The organism is Muricauda sp. SCSIO 64092 (assembly GCF_023016285.1).
Lineage (GTDB): Bacteria > Bacteroidota > Bacteroidia > Flavobacteriales > Flavobacteriaceae > Croceivirga.
In genome coordinates, this window is the sequence record NZ_CP095413.1 from 419,002 (window position 1) to 438,680 (window position 19,679).

Annotated in this window: 13 protein-coding genes, 1 tRNA gene and 1 pseudogene; 5 read left to right on the forward strand and 10 right to left on the reverse strand. The window is 42.9% G+C overall.

Annotation, left to right across the window (positions count from 1 at the left end; genetic code table 11):
* Positions 1 to 86: 86 nt before the first annotated feature.
* The 3 genes from L0P88_RS01550 to L0P88_RS01555 all read right to left on the reverse strand — a co-directional run bounded on the left by L0P88_RS01550 (position 87) and on the right by L0P88_RS01555 (position 1,952).
* Entirely contained in the window at positions 87 to 257 is a 171-nt protein-coding gene (locus tag L0P88_RS01550) for a hypothetical protein (RefSeq protein WP_247132888.1), read from the reverse strand.
* 108 nt (positions 258 to 365) lie between these two features.
* Positions 366 to 491 carry a hypothetical protein gene (locus L0P88_RS23915; protein ID WP_281499707.1) on the reverse strand — a complete coding sequence of 42 codons (126 nt, stop codon included), beginning with the start codon at positions 489 to 491 and terminating at the stop codon, positions 366 to 368.
* Positions 492 to 872: 381 nt separating this feature from the next.
* Positions 873 to 1,952, reverse strand: coding sequence for an FG-GAP repeat protein (locus L0P88_RS01555; protein ID WP_247132889.1), 1,080 nt, complete (start codon positions 1,950 to 1,952; stop codon positions 873 to 875).
* Positions 1,953 to 2,085: 133 nt separating this feature from the next.
* On the opposite strand from L0P88_RS01555, the gene L0P88_RS01560 reads away from it, so the two are divergent.
* A complete protein-coding gene (locus L0P88_RS01560; RefSeq protein ID WP_247132890.1) occupies positions 2,086 to 2,268 on the forward strand; it encodes a hypothetical protein in 183 nt (60 codons plus the stop codon).
* Between the two features lie 89 nt (positions 2,269 to 2,357).
* Here the strand turns inward: L0P88_RS01560 and L0P88_RS01565 are convergent, their stop codons facing one another.
* From L0P88_RS01565 to L0P88_RS01575, 3 genes are all read right to left on the reverse strand, one after another.
* The gene (locus L0P88_RS01565) at positions 2,358 to 2,966 is read right to left on the reverse strand and encodes an IbrB-like domain-containing protein (RefSeq protein WP_247132891.1); all 609 of its coding nucleotides are present in this window, start codon (positions 2,964 to 2,966) and stop codon (positions 2,358 to 2,360) included.
* A complete protein-coding gene (locus tag L0P88_RS01570; RefSeq protein ID WP_247132892.1) occupies positions 2,963 to 4,144 on the reverse strand; it encodes a DUF3440 domain-containing protein in 1,182 nt (393 codons plus the stop codon). Before L0P88_RS01570 ends, L0P88_RS01565 begins: the two co-directional genes overlap by 4 nt.
* Positions 4,145 to 4,540: 396 nt before the next feature.
* On the reverse strand, positions 4,541 to 4,759 hold the full coding sequence (locus L0P88_RS01575) for a hypothetical protein (RefSeq protein ID WP_247132893.1): 219 nt from the start codon (positions 4,757 to 4,759) through the stop codon (positions 4,541 to 4,543).
* Between the two features lie 225 nt (positions 4,760 to 4,984).
* Between L0P88_RS01575 and L0P88_RS24105 the strand changes: the two are divergent.
* From L0P88_RS24105 to L0P88_RS01595, 4 genes and pseudogenes are all read left to right on the forward strand, one after another.
* Positions 4,985 to 5,296: pseudogene (locus tag L0P88_RS24105) on the forward strand (putative quinol monooxygenase); the annotation flags it as partial.
* A 366-nt stretch (positions 5,297 to 5,662) separates the two neighbouring features.
* The gene (locus L0P88_RS01585; protein ID WP_247132895.1) at positions 5,663 to 6,523 is read left to right on the forward strand and encodes a helix-turn-helix domain-containing protein; all 861 of its coding nucleotides are present in this window, start codon (positions 5,663 to 5,665) and stop codon (positions 6,521 to 6,523) included.
* Positions 6,524 to 6,710: 187 nt separating this feature from the next.
* Positions 6,711 to 7,580: a polyprenyl synthetase family protein gene (locus tag L0P88_RS01590; RefSeq protein WP_247132896.1), complete on the forward strand. Its 870-nt coding sequence runs from the start codon at positions 6,711 to 6,713 to the stop codon at positions 7,578 to 7,580.
* Between the two features lie 98 nt (positions 7,581 to 7,678).
* Complete coding sequence (locus tag L0P88_RS01595; protein WP_247132897.1) at positions 7,679 to 7,855, forward strand: hypothetical protein; 177 nt, start codon at positions 7,679 to 7,681, stop codon at positions 7,853 to 7,855.
* 347 nt (positions 7,856 to 8,202) lie between these two features.
* Here L0P88_RS01595 and L0P88_RS01600 read toward each other — a convergent pair whose 3' ends face one another.
* The 4 genes from L0P88_RS01600 to L0P88_RS01615 all read right to left on the reverse strand — a co-directional run bounded on the left by L0P88_RS01600 (position 8,203) and on the right by L0P88_RS01615 (position 19,581).
* Complete coding sequence (locus tag L0P88_RS01600) at positions 8,203 to 9,444, reverse strand: terpene synthase family protein (RefSeq protein ID WP_247132898.1); 1,242 nt, start codon at positions 9,442 to 9,444, stop codon at positions 8,203 to 8,205.
* Between the two features lie 670 nt (positions 9,445 to 10,114).
* A tRNA-Pro gene (locus L0P88_RS01605) sits at positions 10,115 to 10,188 on the reverse strand.
* A gap of 257 nt (positions 10,189 to 10,445) precedes the next feature.
* Positions 10,446 to 10,745, reverse strand: a complete 300-nt coding sequence (locus L0P88_RS01610; RefSeq protein ID WP_247132899.1) for a hypothetical protein — start codon at positions 10,743 to 10,745, stop codon at positions 10,446 to 10,448.
* 196 nt (positions 10,746 to 10,941) lie between these two features.
* A complete protein-coding gene (locus tag L0P88_RS01615; protein WP_247132900.1) occupies positions 10,942 to 19,581 on the reverse strand; it encodes a T9SS type B sorting domain-containing protein in 8,640 nt (2,879 codons plus the stop codon).
* Positions 19,582 to 19,679 lie beyond the last annotated feature (98 nt).

A 19,679-nucleotide genomic window follows, 5' to 3' on the forward strand; every position in this document is an offset into this window, starting at 1 on the left:
AGGGAACTTGAAATCCAAGCCTTAATTCGGAATTAAACAATTTGTGGAACAATAAGGGAAAGACCTTTTGTCAATAACAAAGGCCCTTATTCCCCCACTATAAAATAATGGGTTTCCGGGGTGTCTTCAGAAAAATTAGTGATATTGACCTCTATATATTCTGATATATATTCTGAATAATAAGGCGTATTGGAGTTAAAATTGACAGCATCAAAACTCAAGGAATATTCACCGTCTTCAACCAGAATGATCCCCATCCGCGATTCATAAAAATCCCTGCTATTGAGTCCGTATCTTCCGTACCATACACCTACCCCAGCGGAAAAATTCTTCGAAAAAGCATTTTCATATACCAAATAAGCGGACTAATCTGCCATTAAATAGCTGGAATTTATGGCTATATCATTCCTGTAGGTATCGTTTTTACCACTTTCCTGGCCTGAAGACCAAAAGACACCAAGAAAAAAACCAATCAATTGAAGTCTTTTCATTTTTACGATTAATGGTTTTTTGGTGTTGCTTTGCTATGGGAATAAAGTAGTCCTAACCAGTATGATTACACCGAACAGGATGGTACTTATCTGTGCAAGCACTATAGCATACAAGACGAAATGCAATACTTTTAGTTTCATCTGTTTTTGCAAAACTTTGAACATGTTTATTGGGATGTGATTTTTTTCACTGCTGCTGTCGTATTGGCTTTTGTTCGATTCTTAAATATTAATTGGTATATAGGCTGCCCATTAACTAAAATCAGCCCTGAACTTTTTCAAATCTTTCCATCAAGAACGATTTGACAAGAACATTTTGTTAAATAGGGCAGCCCTATACGCTAACTAAACAAAAAACTAACTACAAACCTTTAAAACTCTTTATATCTGGGTCCATTTATTGGAGTTCTTTTTAAATCGATACATGCGCAGGTAGTTTATGGTCGGTACATTCATGCCTCTTTTCGCAAAGGCCCCCATAAGGGTAAGGGTACCATCATTGCCCAAACTCATATGGTTGAACCCTGATAAATCGGCCCCCATTGTCCTGCCATCGATATCCGCGCCCAGCCGTATCCATGTGTTGGCCCTATTTTGATAGGTTCGGACATACGGGTATCTTTTCCCTTTATCATTGTTATATGCTGCTATGGCCACAGAATTACCGTTATTGGACAGGCTTATACTCCAACCTGCGAAATTTCCCGTCGGTTCCCCAACAATATCCTTCCCTATTTGCACCCAACGTCCCGATACATTTTTATAGACACTTACATAGCCCGATGATGCCCCTCCCTGATGTGCCCCTATTGCCAAAGTTTTGCCGTTACCGGATAAACTCACGCTTGCTCCGAAATAATCTTTTGCCGCTTTACCATTGATATCCGCACCTATCTGAATCCATTTTCCCGAATCGTTTTTGTACACACGTACATGCCCTGAAGATTTGCCATTGCCACTGTTGAGCACAGCTCCAATAGCCACCGTGGTACCATCACCGGATAGGTCCACACTATAGCCCGAGCCATCTCCCTGTGCTTCACCATCGATATCCCCACCTATTTGCTCCCAAACACCGGCATTATTTTTATACACCCGTACATGCCCCGAATTTATGCCGTTACGCCCATGGTTGCGCCTGGCTCCAACAGCCACCGTGGTGCCATCACCGGACAGGCCCACACTATAGCCCGACCAATCCCTTACTGCTTCCCCATGGATAACCTCCCCTATTTGGCTCCAAATGCCGGAGCTATTTTTGTATACGCCTACGCAACCTGATTTTATACCGTCATTATCGCCCTGGTGGTTTCCTATGGCCAAGGTCATAACATCATCCGATAGACTCACGCTGTAAGCCGACAAGTCAACGAACGGTCTTTTGGCGGTCGTAGCTATTTGGGCCTGGGCGCAAATAACAAAACTCAATATGAAGGCCATGGATGTAAATCGCAAGGGCATTTTTAAGTTAGGTTTTTATTTCACGGACGAAGATTGAACCTATTCCATGCGCAGCCATAAAAATGTGTCGAAGTCGGTTGAATTGGGGACTAAAGCCTCATTATTGGGGACCGATCCAAAATGGGGTCCTTAAATGACTTGTGAAAATTTGTTGAATCTTCATAAAATGGCCACCCGAACCATAAAGCGACTAAAAATGCCTTCGGCCGTTGTGGAAAAAGAAGATTCGGCATATGAAAATTGGAATGGCGGCATAATATCTACTATTATGGAAGATAAATTGAACAATCGGTGCGTTACCGCTATAACCATATAAAAAAAGGGAAAGGGTAATCACGGTATGGGTACAGCTTCAGAATAAAACCACATCAGGGCATCATATACCCAATCCTTGTGTTGATACCATCAGTTCCACGATGACGAATAATCGCCATCTTTGAACATCTCCCCAAGCCCTTTGAACTGCTTTAAGCGCAACACTTCATCTGCGTCCATTCCCAACGCATCCATTATTTTCGCGGGAGGCCATCCGTTTGTGGACAAAATCTTTACCACCTCGCTTATTTCCCCGATTTGATGCCGTCCCCGGGCCCTATTGTGCCTAATAGTGGCCACTATACAATCACTGTTGGGCAGGTCCAATACGACTACCGGGACTTTACGGCCCAATCTTTTCAGTAATTCCTTGTTCTTTTTGATAAGTCTCCAGCGATGATAACCATCTATCAGGGTGTAACGCTGTTCCTTTTCGGCACAGACCAGCAGGGGCATGGTGATTCCGTGATCGATCAGGGAACGGAGCAACAACCGCTTTTCCGGAGCGGCCATTTTATTGGGATTATACGAATTGGGCAAAAGGGTATTTATGGGCACCCATAGTACTTCGGAAACCGGTTCTTTATATTGTCCAAATACTTTTATAATACTATTTGCGAGTTCCGTTTTCTTTTCTTCGGGAATACCACTGGTTTCCTTCAAAACATCCAGGATATCCTGTTTTATACTTTTCTTCATGATGCGGTCTTTTCCTTGACGTATAAGGTTTCATAAGTCTTCTTGGTTCTGGTAAAGCCAAGGCTGCGACACCACCAATCGTTTTTGATGATACATTTGCATATCCTTCTCCAGGAGGGGAGTTTCCCTGCATTTTCCAGCTTTAAGTTGCCCTGGTCCGGGATGAGGTCGGAAGGAAAGCCGTTGTTCTCCCACCACTTGAGAAAGGTCTCTATTTTACTGGTATAATGAAGCCTCGTAATTTCCGGCATGGAACGCAATAGGATGTACGTATATTTTTTCCATGTGAGTCCATCTGGCAAGACTACCTTGATCCTACCAAGAACGGCGGTCTTGCTGTAAACGGCCCCAAAATTGACCCCATGGACCCGGGCCACCACCTTGCTCCAGGTTTCGGGTTCGATTTCGTGAAAATAAGCCAAGCTTTGGCGTTGATCCTCCCCATAGGGTTGACAGATACGCATTTTATGAATGGAGATTCCGCATAGATAAAAATAATCGTACAGTTTATTGTACCTTATTTTTTGCTTGCCCACATACCGCCATATGTCCTCGGTACGCCAATCATAAATGGGATAGGAAAACACCAAATCTTCCGAAGCTTTGCTCATCCAGTTTTCCCCGCCCCAACCGTTGGCGGTAACCGAAAAGAACCTGTTCAGACTTTCATCGGATCGAATGCCCAACATGCAGGAGCACAACTCACCATCGGAAAACCAATTGCCCCACTGGTACACAAAATCCTCGAACTCCATTCCATAGTGGAAAAAGGGGTAATACCCAATATCGGATATCACCTGTGGGTGCTTTGGCATGGGGCGGATCCATCTCTCGGATTCTTGAGGGTCCCAGCAGCGCCAATGGGGCTGGAACACACTGACCGAATTTCGGAGGTTCAGGGGAAGGCAAATCCAGTGTAGGTTTATTTTTTCCGTATGGAGCGCAACCTCCTCAATGTGCCTTATCGTGGTATCGTATTGCCCCTCCAGATCAACGAACAATACATCGAGTGGCAACCTGTTCTCCAATTCCGCCACCTGTAGGGCCAAATGCAACATGACCGTACTGTCCTTACCCCCACTAAAGGCCAAATACACCTTTGGGAAAATATCAAATATGTCTTGCATCCGGTTTAAAGCGGCGCTAAGCACATTTTCATCCAAGTAATTTTTGGGCATTTTTAAAATTTATTGGTTTATTGAAAAAACGGTGACGCATTTTTTTGTGTTCAAAAACATAGAATGACCTTTGGATATTAAAGTCACTTTCCTTGGTCCGAGATATACCCATAAAAATTGGATAACTACTTCTTTTAATTTTTGCCATTTAAATCTTTAATTGTGATGCAGCCTTTTTTATGGGACGCCACCCTGCCCTTAGGAATTATAATCGATGAACACTATTAATGCTAACCCAAGAGAGGGTACGGCCCAAAAGACTTACTACTATCAACTTTTTCTTCACCATATGTTCTACCAACAGTCAAGCTCAGGGGTTCTTGCTGCGCTGTCAAGGCGCTGCTGCACCGGCCGTATATTTGAATTTGGAAAACCTAAAAAGGCAATACCCGCGTATTACATATCTTCAAAAATCCTTACGCCCAGTTTTATTAAAAAATAAGCTGTAACCGCCAAAAGAATCAGGTAAAAAACTATCGCTCTCTGCAAATTCCCCTTGGTATTTTTATTGTCTGCATTCATGAACCAAATATTCTGATTTAAAAGTGTATTTGTACTGTAGCCCAATCCATTTATTAAAGCTAATCCTGCATCTAAGAAAGGTAATTCGTACATGTGTTTTAAACAAAAAGTGTTGAAACCAATAAAAAGTGGGACGGAAAACGAAGGAACAGGGACGTTGTTGAAACGACTTCAACCAAATAAGTGCTTGTTGGGTCTTTTGGAATCATGGCATAAACCTATCGACCTTGGAAAACTATCCATGCCATTGGCCCGAATATCCATTCCAAGGTCTTTTGATCTGCCCAAAATTTGCACCGTAACTAAAAAATAAAAAATATGAAGAACACACAAAAGGAAACCCTCGGGTTATTGGTGACCATGAAAGCGAAACCGGGCAAGGAGGAAGAAGTCAAAGACTTTTTATTGGGCGGTCGCACATTGGTGGACCAAGAGCCCCAAACAGTATCTTGGTTCGCATTTCAAATAGATGAAAGAACTTTCGGAATATATGACACCTTTGAAGTTGAGGAAGGTAGACAGGCCCATTTAACGGGTCCAGTTGCCAAAGCACTGCTTGCAAATGCCCATGACCTATTGGAAAGATTTGATGCCAAAAAGGATATACGACCAATACATGTGGTCGCCTCAAACCATAAACAAGGTATTCATAACAAAGGCCTATTGGTCATTATGAAGGCCAAAGCGGGAAAATCCAAAGCTGTGGAGAACTTTCTTGATAGCGGAAGGCAATTGGTGGCGGATGAACCTGGAACATTGTCCTGGTATGCCCTTAAATTGGATGACACCACGTATGCCATATTCGATACTTTTGCAGGAAACATCGGGAGGGACGCCCACCTAAACGGCAAAGTGGCCCAAGCCCTTATGGAAAAGGCAACTGTTAATTTAGAAAACTTTAAGACATCGGACATACAAAAAATAGATATTTTAGCTATTAAACAGCCCTGAACAATAGGAAAGGAGCGATTCATTCGCTCCTTTCCAAACATACTTATGTCCCAAATTATTGATAAGCAAAATGGTGGATTGGCCTTTAGGCTTGAGCAGTTCGATACGCTGAACCAGTTTGATCGGCTGCAACGAAAAAATTACTACTCCATTATTCTATTATGTGGTAATCGTGTGGAACTATCGGTGGATTTCTCGGAATACCGTCTCGAAGAAAACCATATGATATGTCTATCCCCCTATCAGCCTTTTATGATGACCTCACAAGAAGAGTGCTCAGGGTTTTTATTGAATTTCCACCCAGACTTTTTTTGTACGTATAGGCATCAAAATGAAATTGAAACGGAAGGTATTCTTTTTGGAAACTTTCATGCCCTGCCTTTTTTCAAACTGGTTGAAGAAACCCTGTTTTTTGACCTTATCGGTCTAATGTCCAATGAAATGGATCGAAACTCCATTGCCCAACATGAGGTTTTGGTCGCTTTTTTGAAAATTTTTCTCATCGGTGCCGTTAGGCAAAAAAGGCAATTTGATAAGGATACGATATTGAATTATACCAACAGGCAATCAGAGATTTTGCAAAATTTTACGGACGCCATAAACAATAATTACACTACAATGCACTCGCCACAGGAATATGCCGACATGCTTTGTATAAGTTCCAAAACTTTGGCCGGAATCGTAAAAAAATTCTTGAACCAGACCCCTACTGCCTTGATTACCAATAGAATTGTTATAGCGGCCAAACGCGAACTTTATTTGACCTCAAAGCCCATAAAACAGATAGCTGCTTCTTTGGGCTATGACGATGAATTTTATTTTAGCCGTTTTTTTAAAAAGAAAGTGGGCGTTTCTCCCGATATATACAGAAAGACCGTTGGTTTTGCCAAACTGGAAAAACTATAGTCCACTTACATATGTGTTGGCCTTTCTTCAAGAGCCACCAACCTGCTATTTTTTAAGCCACATAGTTTAACCTATGTTTAACAAAGTTTGTGAAAATTGACTTTTGTTTACTACTAAATTTAAACTGTAGAACGATTTCATGCCCCTGAAAAGTTCTATACAACCTGTAGCAACTTAACCTATAAAAATGGAACAACTTGTAGATACCCTGGCCCGGTCCAAGGCCAAAGTGGATGCGCTATTTAAAAACATCCGATTTCCCGACAGCAATAGCCTTGAATCCACCAATGAAGCAGTGTATTACATGTTGAATCTGGGGGACGGTGGAAAAAGGGTCAGACCTGCCATAGTATATGCAATTTCCGAAGGATTCAATGGGAATGAAAGACAAGCCAACGAATTTGCCAAAGCAGTCGAATTTATCCATACGTATACCCTCATCATTGATGATATCCAAGATGATGGAAACATTCGAAGAAACGAGCCTTCCTGTCATATCAAATACGGAAGTAATACTGCAATCCTAGCGGCCTCAAGACTCTTTGAAGAGGGGTTGTACCCGTTTCATCGGTATTGTGGGAACATATCCCTTTTTAGAAAATTAAATGATCGGCTGCACAAAGGCCAATGTGCAGATTTGAATTCTGGATCATGGGATAACAAAATGTACTCTTTGCAGAACTTACAATTCATACATTCCGGTAAAACAAGCGCCCTCATCCAGATGGCCATTTTAGGTGGGTGTATTTCCAGTAAATTATCCGAACAACAAACCGATAAATTATTGGCATACGGTAATTATTTAGGTCTGGCCTTTCAAGCGAAGGACGATATCCTAAGCAAAACCTCGAGTGCCGAAACATTGGGCAAGCCGGTGGGTGAGCATGCAGATAAAAACAAGTTGACTTACCCATCCCTTTTTGGCTCTGTTCAAAATGCACAGATTGAAGCTGATAGGCTGTCCGAAGCCGCCATATCCTGTTTAAAGGAATTTGAAAAGGAAAGTGTAATCATTTTAGAGCAACTTGCAAAATTTGCCGTACATCGAAAGCGATAATACGACCCTAAATTGACCTGTCCCATGGAAAATCGCCCATGATTACGTAAGATATTTCCATTCCGAGGTATTTCGGTTTAACACAGATTTGTATCGCAATGAAGAAGTTGGGAATTGTCAACAGGATAGATTTTATAAAATTGCTGGACCATCAATTGGAAGATGGGGACTGGCCAATGTATGGTCTTTTTATCGCGCCAAGATCCAATACCTATTTTGGAAGTAGGGAACTTAGTGCCGCCTTCGCCCTAGAGGCTATGGATTTAATGAGTTAGTGTACTTAATTTACTCGGAGCTTTCACCAATGGTAGGTAACTATTTTAAGGAAAAAGTTCTGGGTAGAAATAACATTTTATGCCAAACTTCTGATAGAACTGGAATTTGGGCAAATAAAACCAGATTTTAAGATCCCGATTTTCGCTACCCGAGAACGCGATAGGCTTTTAAAAAAGCGTCTCTGTTTTCATCGTTTAGACTGCCCAATTTAGATTCTAATGAACTCATTTGTATTTCCCAAACAAAAAATAAAACCTTGATAATATCCTGATTATCAATGTTTTTAAATAGTAATAAAATATTAAAGTCGGGATGACAGGATTATCTGCCTTTTTATAACACACTGTTATTCTTTTATCAAGTATTTCTTACAAAGCTCCAAATTATAGCGAGGAGAAAGAATATGAAATGTTGTAGAGCTAAAGCATACAAAGAATAGAACTTCAATATAGAGATCATATATTTTTTTATCCAATTCCGAAGAGATAGATATATTCTGTAGCAAATTTATAAGTTTCGAGAAAGAAGCTTGTGCAATAGCAATAGACATATTAATTCCGGCATACAATTGTTCTGCCTTAGACTTATCTGGATATTCTTGCTTACTGAGAAATATGACTGGATTAGCAACTTCATGTTTTGAATCGCTAAGAATAGAAAATATATCATTTATTAAACAACAATATTCTGCTGCAAACCGCACTGAAGATTTTGTCATCTCTGATTTTAGAAAATCAGTTATCTGTGATTGGTTATTAATACTACGTTCTTGAGCAAGAATATGCATATGATTTACAATAACCCATTGAAATCCTGATGAAAGAACTCGAGTATTCATATATTCCTCAAGAATAGGTGAATCATTTGAATGTGTATAATTTTCTATTTCATTATGGAAGTATACGATTTGTCGTCGATATTCATCAAATACAATTTTAAGGGTTTCGGATGTAAGCACCTTATATCCTTCTACATAACAAAGATCAAATAGAATACAAAATTCATAAAATAATTTTTGGATTTGTTTGTTTTCCGTAATATTGGAAACATCTGGAGGTGTTCTAATTTCGTTTACATTTTTATCTTTAATTCCATCAAAATGATTTAAAACTTGATTCACAATTCCAAGAATTGATTTCCCATTAACGTACAATTCACGCACATCATCAAATAACATATCAAGGAGCCATATCGACGCTGTTGCCAACACCAAATATGTGTGTGCTTTTGAAAACACGCTAATACGTTTCTGATTACTGGCATCTTGAGGTTTAATACCATGGGGATAAGTATAGAAACAGTATAATAAACCAAGATCAGTAGCTTTTTGGGAAAATTTACCTAAGTTATATTGTTTCAACAAATGATGAACATATTCAGTTCTTCGTTTTTGGTACTCGCAATTTGATTTTGGGGAAAGCTCTGACTTCTTACCAATATCAATCCATTTTGATAACCAATCGTCAGATAAATACATGGCTTTAAGAACTTCTTTCCATTCGTCGTCATCATAGGTTATTTGAGAACCAAACACTTCGTGAAAACGATCAAATAATACTTGATATCCAAGATTCATATTTGCATCCATAATTGTAGAGGTTATAAGAATTTGTTTTTGTAGATAATTACTTACATTTTATGTAATTTTAGTTTACAATTAAATTACATGTCTTAGATATTCTAAACCATGGACAATTTCCCATTTAACATGGATGATGGCGTTTTTTGGGTAAGTCTTCACTCTCCCAGATAACGGGATTTTATGGCTTCCGAGGTTATGATCTTATCTTCCCCTAACAACTCCTTATGACTTCTTAGTAGTTTGTTATGGACTTCGTCCTGATAAGCGTTCAGAACCCTGATTTTGGATGAACTTCCCCTGCCCTTGTTCTTAGTGGAATCCCATTGCGTGGAATTTATACACTTTTTAAACTGATTTCAGCACGTTTGCCACTACGGTAATACGCACATAGATGAAAAGTTGTTTGGAATTGCTCCTTGATTTTCTGGTGAAGAAAATAATGGCGAAAGTACTTTTTACTTTCATTTTCAATGACTTTGGTTCAACGATAATTTGCAAGGACGAAAGTCAAATCATGCCTCAAAGCTCTATAAAGTTAGCGCAATTCCAGTGAAACATTGCACGCCTTTTATTGGTTTTAGATGGTTTTGTTTGGCATCAAAAAAATGGATAAAAACAAAAAACACTGATAATCATACGATTAACAGTGTTTTGTTGTGACCTATTTCTAGGTTCGTCGGGATGACTGGATTCGAACCAGCGACCACACGCACCCCATGCGTGTACGCTACCAGACTGCGCCACATCCCGGACCGAGTGATAGCAAAAGGTCTAGTAGACCTTTGGCAACGAGGGGCCAGCTGGTGCGCTGGCATCTCTACTCAGTTTTTTAAATTCCAATATTCAAAACCCAACTTTCAAATCCGCCTCCCGCAAAAGCAGTCTGGGCACCTGACGGAGTTCCTGCCTGCCGGCAGGTATCCCGAGTGCAGCCGTGGGGCCACATCCCGAAAATGGAATGCAAAAATAAAAATAAATTGGAATTAAAAAACGATAAATTTAAAAGCTTAATTCCCCATTAAGAACTCCCTGATATCCATATACATTGCTTCCCTGGCCTCAGCCGAATCATTCTGGGGGTTGAACAGGAAATAGCTCAACGTCTGCTTTTCACAGAACTCCTCCAAACTTCTTCCACTCCAGGCCTGATAACTCAACAATAAGATGTTATAATCTATTTGATAGGGTTTAAGATTGCGGTCAGTCGTGTTTAAGTAAAGATTCAGCTTAATCAGTGAAGATGGACTCAGTTCATTTTTATCATTGAACAAAAATGAATCCACAGATGGTTCGGGGTTATTTTCCATTAAGTATGAGGTTTGAAAGAAAAAGATTGTGCTTTGATGCTTTTTTTCTCCTCACAAAATAACACAACAACAATCACTTTCAATTTTAATATCTCTTGAAATGTACTTTAATCGATTTGAAACGTAACAAATGACAAGTGAGTTGATTTTTAAAGATAGCTAAATATACGTTCCATTAATTCCATTGACGTGAAAACTAGCGATACAGGGTAAAATGTCCCACAAATTGCTGCTTTTCATTATCATTTGCATTCACTACATACCAATAATCCCCAGTTGGCAGTGGTTTTCCCTCATAATCCCCGTTCCATTTTTTTACTTGGTCCAAACGGGCAACGACCCTTCCGTAGCGATCATAGATAATCACATCAATATTGGGGAAGAACTCCCTATTGCGCGGGAACCAGTCGTCATTAAGCCCATCCCCATCAGGTGTAAAGAAATTGGGGAACTCGGGCATTCCTTCAAAATTGAATGGAAAGACCACTTCAACGTAGCATCCCTGTGCATCTACGACCCTAACGTTAATGGTGGCATCAAAGATAATATTGAAAACGTTGTCACTTCCTTGGGATTCCCCTTGGAAGAAATACTCATAATCCCCAAAACCTCCGGTAGCTACCGCTGTTACTTCATCTGCAGCAGTTTTGGTCACTTCTACGGATAAGGGTTCATAAGCGTCAATGGCAAACTCTACAAAAGTGGTACAACCATTGGGGTGATATAAGTATGCCGTATGTTCACCGGGGGGCAAATCTGCCCACATTCTTTCAGTACCGGCAATGGAAATATCATCTACATCCAAAGCGATCAGAATGTCGGAAAGCGAAGCAGAATTAAGGGGTACAATAGTGGTAGTGCTATTTGGAAAAATTCCCTCACAACCATATTCCACTACGGCCTCTGCATTGATATCAACACCTATTCCAATGGGTACGGTGGTGGAAGTTACACATCCATTGGCGTCCCGAATGAAAAAAGCATAGGTTTCACCTCCCTGTAAATCTTCAAACAGTAGGGTATAATTAGGAAGGAAATCCTCATCCGCAGTCGAGTTTACACTCACTTCGTAATAGGTAACTCCCATAGCATCCATAAACGGTGTTCCGCCTGTAATGTTCAATTGCGCTGTACCATCCGCAAATCCCAGACAAATCTCAGGGGTTGAAGTTCCGGTGACCTGAAGCTCGTCCGGTTCAAAGACCTCAACAATTGCAGTCTCTGAACAACCTTCGGAATCCTGAATTAAAATGGTATATTCCCGACCGTTCGCATCACCGGTCAAATCCTCGAACGTAAAGACTCCCGGATTATCAGGGTCACTGAAGAATTCATTAAAGTTTGGACTGATCGCAAATTGTACCAAACCAAGACCTCCACTCACCACCTCCACGGTAATGGTCCCATCCGATTCCCCATTACAGGTAATTGGTGTTGCCGTGGCATTAAAAACGATGGGTTCCGGCCTGGATACGGTGAAGGGTCCTTCGATATCCTGACATGACACACCACTGGTAACGGTGATGAAATAATTCGTAGCTGCATCCAATCCTTCAAATGTTCCAAAGTCATTGGATTGTACGACCATTGCGGAAGGTGACGGATTAAACGCATCAACCGGATCTCCCAAATACAGGGTATAGGTGTTTAATCCCACACCTCCGGAAGAGAACGATTCAATCCTACCGTCCAACTCATTGGCACAGGAAATATCATCGGGTTGGTTGACCACTAAATCAATATTTTGGGCATCAACCAAGGTGAGTCCATTGGAATTAATGGTTCCACAGGTGTTTGTCGCATTAATCTTACGCACTTCATATTGATAAAATCCTTGAACCCCATCGATTAGCACGGACGTTGCCGGATTTCCTAGATTATCTTCCATTCGTATAAATGGGTCCATAGGATTTCCACCTGCCGTATCGGCCAATCGATATTCATATTCAAAACCGACCTCTGGATTTTCAATACTTAATCGCATCTGACCTATACCACCACAACCCGGGGCTTGAACTTGAACCAAATCAGGAATAATGGGTGGCGGTGGATCAACCTCGTATGGAATGGTCACACCAACGCAACCATAGCTCGAGGAAACCTCAATGGCATACCATCCTTCACTGATGAACCCGCCGCTGGCTCCTGTAAACGTTGGGGAAGCTTGTAGACCGCTCCTGGAAATCTCATCGGCAATATTGTTACTTCCCAAATAGATCAATTGATACAAGTACCCTGCTCCCAAAACACCTCCAGTAGCTCCAGCTGTGGCCGTTAGGGCATCTCCCGTGGTAGGGTCATAAGCCTCCAAAACGGCATTGTTACCATCTGGACAGACCAAACCTTGAGGTTCGCGTATTCCTGCAAGAATGGGGTCAATAGGGTTCAACGTAATAGCAAATGTGGTCTCGCAACCTTCAACATCCCTGTATCCGACTTGGTACTCCCCGCTGGGAAGATTTTCAAATCGGTTGGTCGTATTCCATGTAGCGACTTCAGTTTCAAAAGTACCATCAGTATCGTTGTCCCTTAACAATCGATATTCATAGGGTGCATAGTCCCAACCTCCATTGAGATTGGCTTCGATAACCCCGCTATCATCGGCACAGGTCACATTGCCTATTTCAATGGCTTCAGGAACCAATGGCCCATTTGGTGCCCTAACCGTGGTCACATTACTTAATCCTGAACATCCAGGGGCGGCCATGGTGGTAATCGAAACCTCATAATTTCCTCCAAGGAGTCCTGTTATCCTTGCTTCCTCACCATTCACATCCGGATAATTCGCAGTATCAAAACTTCCTGTTGCCTGGGCCGGTAAAACCCGATTGCCATTCACATCCAGCAAAAAGGCTTCATAGTTGTAGACCCCACTGTAGTCGCTTACCGCAATAAACAAAGAACCGCTGGGGTCGCCAAAACAGAAAACGGGATTTGCTTCGGTTATGGTAACTATAGGTACTGTGGGTGGAGTTACCGTATATCTTGGCAATGGATAGCTGCATCCATTGGGGCTATTATCCTGAACCTCGATCAAATAATCCCCGGCATCGGGCAAATCAACTACCGCCGTGGTACCACCAGTGACCACTACATCCCCTACCGTTGTTCCCGATGGTCCTGAAGTAACCACCGTAAAGTTGGAGGTTCCACTAACGGTTATTTCTACCTGTTCCGGGTCAACACAGGTCAATGCACTCAGCGTGGCAATGCTGGGCACCACATCCGTAGGCGCAAAAACGGTTACCGTCACATTGTCTTCACAACCGTTTGAATCAATGGCATAAATCGTTATCGTTTGATCGGTACCATCATCAACAATATCAAAATTCGGACTGCTTTGATAACTGTCGTTTACATCTATACGATAGCCGTAAGGCCCTCCATTTCCAGCAGTAACAATTTGGGCGGATATGGTAGCCGTACTAAAACGATTGACCCCATTTTCACAGGTAAGGGTGGCATCACTGGCGGTAATTTCAAATACCGGAGGTTCAGTAATGGTGATCTCAGCTACATCCGTACAAAGCTTGTCCGTAACCACCTCAACAACATAAGTTCCCTGTCCCAGGTTTACAAAAGACCCCGAGGTATTCGTAGCTACGGGGGTTTCAGTTCCCGATAATGGCAATGTAGCGGAATACAAATTGTATTCTCGAATACCATCCACATCCGTACCCGGGCTCAAACTCACATTGATACTACCATCATTGGCGCCATTACAGCTAATATTGGACTCACCCGTATCTGCAATAAGGGGTTGTACCGGAGCGGTACTGATAATATTGCTGACCGTGGTCGTACAGTTGATTCCCAACGCACCGGTCACCTGGTTATCGGTTACTTCTACCTGATATGAACCCGGTAGGATGTTTTCAAAAACACCATCGGCATTTGGATCTATAATATCAACGGCATTGGAGTTAACATCAAGGCCCGTTAAACGATAGGCAAAATCCCCACTACCCCCATTGGCCGTTACCCTTATGATTCCATCGGGATCTTCACAGGTGGGATCGGTATCAAAACCACCGGAAGCCGACAGCAATTGAAATACCTCTGCCGTTGTGGTGACATCACATCCATTGGCATCTATGACATACACATCATATACTCCCACACTGGGCACATAGAAGGTAGCTATTGTTGGTATAAGGGGATCATAAACGGGGATCAGTGTTTGGCCTCCCAAGGTAAAAGTGGGATTATCCACATTGGCCGGCATTTCCAAATCTATTTGGAAGCCTCCCACCGGCGGTACAGCATCACACTGATTGTTCACTGTAATGCTAGGTATGGGTAAATCCGGATCCAATTGAACAATGGTGGCCGAAGTTTGAAATTCACAGCCTCTGGAGTCACGGACCCAAATATCATATGCCGTTCCAGGGGCCAACGTTCCTGGCAAGTACACCGTAGTTGCCGTACCGTAATCACCAGCTATCGGTGCTACGCCAGCATCAACAAAAGCATACTCATAGGGTGATCCATCCGGAAGTGATCCCGCTCCTGTGGGTGGATATGGCGTACCGCCACTACCGCGAACGGTCAATTGTCCCAATTCATTACAGTTGGCATTCTGATTGTCGATGACATCGACCCTTGGCATGTTCAGGGTAGCTTCAACCGTATCTCCCCCCACACAATCGCTGACCGTATCGATTACCGAAATACCATATAACCCTTGTGGTACCAAAAAAGTATCCGTGGTCGCCGTAGACCCTGTCACATCGGTCACAATCGCACCCGTATCAAGATTTCTGATGATGATATCAAATGGCCCTGTGGTACCTGTAATAGTATAAATAAGTTCAACATCCTCGCCGTTACAGTTTCCATTGTCAATGGACAAGGCGACATCAACCGGAGTACTCTCATCCGGGATGGTAACCGTTTCGAAATAAACGCAGTTGGTACCGTCATCGATTACCTCAACCGTGTAGGAAGCCCCGGGAACTAAATCAGCAAAACAATGTCTTCTTGCTCCACCATTAGGTGAAACATAAGTTGATGGTGGGTCGGTCACCAAACGAATTCTAAAAGGTCCAACACCGTTAACAATCTCAACACATTGGGGTAGAATTCCCGGTTGACAGACGTCTGGTACTACAAAATCCGGTACAATATCCAAATCCGTCGAATTGATGGCAACAACATCCTGGTCTATACATCCTCTGGAATCCAATGTAATAACCGTATAATTACCTTCAACCAATAAAGGGTCGTTGATGTCCAAGGGCAAATCGGCCAAGGCAACATTTTCCCTTCTCAAAATTTCATTTCCAAAATTATCCTCAATGATAATCGTAAAATCGGCCACACCATCGGTAATCCCATCGATGCGGATACCCCCAGACACCGCACCTAAATTACAGGTAGCACCAAGAGGGGAAACTGTGGTTAGGGGTGGCCCCGTCGTATCCGGATTTACCGTCACGGTCTGTACCCCAGTGGTACAGTTTCGGGCATCTTTTACGATATATTCATATGTACCGGCGGGAATTCCGGAATATATGGTTTGTGAACTGTAGTTGTAAACTCCCAATGGATCCGGATTGAACGGATCATCGATCAAGACACCGGTACCTGGGGCAAAAGCCACTTGAAAAGGTGGGGTTCCTGCAGATATATCGGGAATAATTTCAACATAGCCACTGCTTATATCGCCACAACTTGGCCCAACATCGTCCGCGGTAGCCAAAATACTCGCTGGTGGCGTAAAGGTCAATGGTGGCGAAACATTGGTACATCCATTATTGTCCGTTACCTCTACGGTGTAATCCCCATCACTGCCCAGGGGAACGTTATAGTTGAATGGATTGGAAGGTACTGGTATTCCTGTATGCCCTGCCACAGGACTTCCATTTAAAAATATGGTATACGATGTACTGGCAAGGTTGCTGATATCACCGCCGCTAATATTGATTTGCATTTCGCCGTTCCCACCACAGGGAATCTCCGTAACCAAGTCCAAATTAATTTGGATCTGAGGTGGAATGGTCACCTGCAGCTGATCTGTACAGTTATTACCGTCAACCACTTCCACCGTGTAAGTGCCTGGTACCAATCCAGAGAAAGTGGGACTTGCCTGGAGCGCACCCCCATTAATACGATACTCATGTGACGCCAGAGGGGCCGTTCCTGCGGTTGAGCTAACGGTTATGGAACCGTCATTGGTAGGCGAAAAACAATTGTCCACAGTACCCAAAGCTATGGTGGGGGCATCCACCGTACTTAAGGAAAAGGTTGTTGTTGCCGTACATCCTTCGGCATCAATGACCCTTAAGGTATAGGTACCTTCGGCGGTAAGATTACCAAAAACACGACCACTTTTAGGGCCTTGTGTAGTTCCGGGAGGCGTAGGCCAATCCAATTCATAACGATAGGTCCCAAAGCCACCAGAGGCATTGGCCCTTACCCTACCTATATTATTGTTGGCACAGCTCATTGCAGTCACATCCGGAGTAATGCTCAAGGGGGAAGCTGGTTCTTCAACGGTTACGCTGGCGGTGTCTTGACAACCGGTGTCCACATCGGTAACCGTTATGGTATACGTATCCGCGATTAAATTGGTTATGGGAACTTCAAGGTTATTTTGTGGTGCACTTTCGGTGCCTCCATTGATATTATAGGTATAGTTGTTCGTAAAACCATCAACCAGGAAAGTGGCCTCACCATCATTACCCCCAGGACAAACCCGTAGGTCCCCCCCAGATTTTACCCTTGCTCGAATTGTACTTATTACCGCAGGTGTAAAACTTTCCTCATAGGTACATCCGTTGACATCGGTAATTCGAAAGGTATGGTTTACATTATTGGTAAGTCCAACAAAAGTATCATTGCCCATATTATTGATGGTTACTGGACTAACCACCTCATAAGTAGCTATTGCAAAATTAGCAGTGGCCGTTAATTGAACGTCCGAAGTATTGGCAGCGCAATTGGTATTGCTTTGGGTAAAATCAATATCGGTCGGTGGATCGATATCCGCTATGGTGATAGCGGTAAAATCACGTCTACAACCAGCAGCATTGCGCACAGCAGGTGTGTATGTCCCAGCCGATAGATTGTTAAATACCTGTTGTGGAAAGAAATCGCTACCGTTGATACTGAACTCAAAGGGACCACCGCCTGCTCCCGAATAGGCTCCAGGAAAAGTAATTGATCCATCGTCCACCCCACCCGAAGCATTACAGGATACATCTATCCAAGTGGGATCCGCTCCATTTATGGCACCGGTCTCCGTGACGGTTATGGAATCAGGTAGGGTTATAAAACAACTGAATCCACCCTGCTCATATTGAACTTGAATGGACGTATACGTTCCTGCAGCTACGGAAAGTAAGGGATCCGTACTCCAGGGGTCACCCGGTGAGGCCCTAAAGGACAGATTATAGCCCTTGGCATCGACCACGGTGATATCCAATCGCGCCCCTCCATTGCTACAGGTACCATCTATTCCAGCCACGGTTACATCCGGCGGTGTCAGTTCCTGTACACTGGCCGAAGCCGTAATAATACATCCATTAGCATCGGTAATGGTAAAATCATATGTTCCGGCACTACTTACCGTATATGTGGTTTGCGTGGTATATGAACCTCCTGAATTACCCCCATCACTCACCGTGAAGGTATATGGGGCCGTACCACCTGATGTCCGAACAATAATGTCAACATTGGGCGAGCCACATCCCGGTTCTGAACTTAAACTTTCATTGACCTCGGTGGAAGCGGCCAGGGGTACTATCCCATCCCCAATGGTAATGGGATTGCCGTTAATGTCCAAACTTTGTCTGGGAGCTGGAATCCCATTGGCAATGTCCCCGGTACACTGCTGTGTCTCCACCTGCACACTATAGGTTCCAAATCCCACGGCATTGAAGGTATAAGGGTTGGAACTGATAAAGGTGGTAAACTCTTGGGGTATCCCATTTTCATCCAAAAGGGTGTAACGATAAGGTCCGGGAACATCGGTCACAGTCACGGTAATACTCCCGGTATCCCCAAAACATTGTGCATCTATAAATTCCGCATCAATTCCTATGTCCAATTGCTCGATAACAATGGGGTCATAGGGATATTCACAAGTATTGGGGGTGTTCTGCAAACGGGCCCTAACAATATAGGTCCCAGGGGCAAGTCCATCAAATATGGGAGATACTTGCCAAGGGCCAAATCCCGTTCCATTGTCAACGCTAAATTCATAAGCACTGGAAAGATTGGTAATCTGAATCCTACCATCTACCCCGCAGATATAGTCACGCTTTACAAAAGTTTGCGTTATGGTACTCTTCTTGACCTTGAAGAAAAATTGTTGCCCATCGGCAACTACCCTGAATTCTGCACCAGGTCCTGCTGGAACCGTACTCGCATCAAGATTAAAGGACTGGGAAGTAGCTACCGTGGTATAGCAAGAAATATTGGTGTTTGGACAATCCTCATTGATATCCGGGGAGCAGGAACCGCCCAAAAGTTGCCATTCCACGGAACCATAAGGTCCTCCGGACAATGTAATCGTCCTATCATCAGAATCCCCGCAAAGATTGAATCGGGCAACCGTAAAACCATTGTTACTACACCCCACTTGTTCATCTGCACCTTGAATGATGGTAGTAAACATGGGCTGAAGCAGCATGGTGGCTCCCAGGTTTTCTTTTTCCGCTTTGGAAGTAATACGATTAGTGGTTTCCCCAGAACTGGGGCTATCCATTAGGGGCAAATCGAAGCTTTCAACGATTTTTTCAAAACCAGTATTAAATACTGCCGAAGAAACTACAACTGATGATAACACCAATAGCAGAGAATACAGCAGTCGCCTTGTATTGCTCTTGGGCATAGGTTAAGTCTGGATTTTCAAGGAAAATCGGGGTTTGGGAAGCCCAAAATTCCTAATTGTAATTATCTAATCAATAGCTTATGCTTTCTTATCTTTAT

Coding starts and splice junctions, on each gene's coding strand:
- L0P88_RS01555 (WP_247132889.1), bottom strand. CDS start 1,952: ATGCCCTTGCGATTTACATCCATGGCCTTCATATTGAGTTTTGTTATT.
- L0P88_RS01585 (WP_247132895.1), top strand. CDS start 5,663: ATGTCCCAAATTATTGATAAGCAAAATGGTGGATTGGCCTTTAGGCTT.
- L0P88_RS01590 (WP_247132896.1), top strand. CDS start 6,711: ATGGAACAACTTGTAGATACCCTGGCCCGGTCCAAGGCCAAAGTGGAT.
- L0P88_RS23915 (WP_281499707.1), bottom strand. CDS start 491: ATGAAAAGACTTCAATTGATTGGTTTTTTTCTTGGTGTCTTTTGGTCT.
- L0P88_RS01550 (WP_247132888.1), bottom strand. CDS start 257: ATGGGGATCATTCTGGTTGAAGACGGTGAATATTCCTTGAGTTTTGAT.
- L0P88_RS01610 (WP_247132899.1), bottom strand. CDS start 10,745: ATGGAAAATAACCCCGAACCATCTGTGGATTCATTTTTGTTCAATGAT.
- L0P88_RS01570 (WP_247132892.1), bottom strand. CDS start 4,144: ATGCCCAAAAATTACTTGGATGAAAATGTGCTTAGCGCCGCTTTAAAC.
- L0P88_RS01560 (WP_247132890.1), top strand. CDS start 2,086: ATGACTTGTGAAAATTTGTTGAATCTTCATAAAATGGCCACCCGAACC.
- L0P88_RS01615 (WP_247132900.1), bottom strand. CDS start 19,581: ATGCCCAAGAGCAATACAAGGCGACTGCTGTATTCTCTGCTATTGGTG.
- L0P88_RS01595 (WP_247132897.1), top strand. CDS start 7,679: ATGAAGAAGTTGGGAATTGTCAACAGGATAGATTTTATAAAATTGCTG.
- L0P88_RS01600 (WP_247132898.1), bottom strand. CDS start 9,444: ATGGATGCAAATATGAATCTTGGATATCAAGTATTATTTGATCGTTTT.
- L0P88_RS01575 (WP_247132893.1), bottom strand. CDS start 4,759: ATGTACGAATTACCTTTCTTAGATGCAGGATTAGCTTTAATAAATGGA.
- L0P88_RS01565 (WP_247132891.1), bottom strand. CDS start 2,966: ATGAAGAAAAGTATAAAACAGGATATCCTGGATGTTTTGAAGGAAACC.